1 protein-coding gene is annotated in these 233 nt (G+C 42.1%); it reads right to left on the bottom strand.

Annotated elements, in window-relative coordinates; translation table 11 throughout:
• Positions 1-233, bottom strand: a 233-nt coding sequence (locus AC0IW9_RS32090) for a hypothetical protein (protein WP_471652318.1), incomplete at both ends; no start/stop codon positions are given.

Below are 233 nucleotides of genomic sequence, written 5' to 3' on the forward strand. Positions count from 1 at the left end.
TCATCAACCTTCCTCGCGAAATCAAAAGTGTTGTTGCCTTTAATTAAAAATATTGGCTCGGTGTCGTAGATTTTCCCCGCAGCATTAATTTCCAATGGCAATCCAACGGCAAAATCACCTTTTGCTAAAGCTAAATCCTTCGCCTTTGGCTGGTTATTTAACGCTTTTACAGTAATAATCCCGCTCGATGTGTGGATGGTATCTCCTGCAGCAACTTTTACAATGCGTGGTGC

The sequence above is a fragment of the Belnapia sp. AC561 genome, from assembly GCF_979252845.1.